Annotated in this window: 1 protein-coding gene; it reads left to right on the top strand. The window is 69.3% G+C overall.

Annotated features, from left to right (window positions below; translation table 11 throughout):
• Positions 1-185: 185 nt before the first annotated feature.
• Positions 186-1,037, top strand: a complete 852-nt coding sequence (locus ABZ281_RS50000; RefSeq protein ID WP_356665546.1) for an alpha/beta hydrolase — start codon at positions 186-188, stop codon at positions 1,035-1,037.
• The last annotated feature ends 159 nt before the right edge of the window (positions 1,038-1,196 follow it).

Genomic DNA, 1,196 nt, shown 5'->3' with positions numbered 1-1,196 from the left:
CCGCCCTCGACGCCGGCACCGGCCACGGCCGGATCCACAACGCCCTCAGGAACACCGACGGCGCCGCCGCCGGCCTGACCATCCACGCCACCACCACCCAGGGCGACATCACCGCCCGCAGCCTCTAGAAGCCCGCAGCCCGTCCGAACGAGCCCGGCTGCACCTCACACGAAAAGGTCCAGGACATGACGAACAGCAACACCTCCCCGAGCCAGGCGCGTTGGACCGGCATGGTGCCGGTCGAGGACACGGCCCTGGCCGTCACCGACACGGGCGGCCCCGGTACCCCTGTGGTCTACCTCAACGGCCAGTTCGCCACCCAGGGGTACTGGCGGCACACGCTCGCCGAACTGGGGCCGGGGTGGCGGCACATCACCTACGACGAGCGGGCCCGCGGCAAGTCGAAGCGTTCGGCGGACTATTCCTTCGAGGCGGCCGTCCGGGACGTCGACGCCGTCCTCGCGGCCAGAGGCGTGGACCGGGCGTTCCTGGTGGGCTGGTCCTACGGAGCGGTCGTCGCGGCGCACTGGGCCGGACGCAATCCGGATCGAACGGCGGGCGCGATCCTCGTCGACGGCGCGTACCCCTACGACTGGCTCGACGACGCCATGGAGCAGCGGATACGGAAGCTGTTCCGGCGGATGGGGTGGGCGCTGCCGCTGCTGCGCCCGACGGGCCTTGCCCCGCGGATGACCGCCGAGGAGCAGGCGAACAGCAACATCGAGCTCGGCAGGCTCTCCCGCGCACGCGAGCTGGGCCCCGTGCTGGACGGCATCACGGTCCCGGTGCGGTACGTCGTCGCTTCGGGAACGTCGTTCGGAAGCCGCGGTGATGAGCAGGAACGGATCCGCACCAGCCTGGAGGCGGTGACCGCTCGCAACGCGAACATCGACAGCGTGAAGGTCGCCGCCAACCACGGTGCGATCTTGAGAAAGGACTCCTCGGCCATCGCGCAGGCCGTGCGCGAGGTCGCCGCCCTCGGCGGTTCCCGGCGGTCCACTCGTCAACAGGCGTCGGAGCAGGGCCCGCAGAGCTGATATCGGACGGAGACGTTTGGTCGGGCGGAATCGGCGCACTCGATGACTTAACACAATCCTTATACGACGAAGCGGAGACGCACCATGGGCATCATTGCTTGACTTCACCTCGGCGACCGAAGCGGACGTGACGTACACACTCACCCTGAAGGGCGCCAC

This window comes from Streptomyces sp. NPDC006265 (genome assembly GCF_040613555.1).
In the GTDB taxonomy this organism is placed as follows: Bacteria; Actinomycetota; Actinomycetes; order Streptomycetales; family Streptomycetaceae; genus Streptomyces.
The sequence above is the reverse complement of the archived record's forward strand: the minus strand, read 5'-3'. Positions and strand labels throughout refer to the sequence as shown.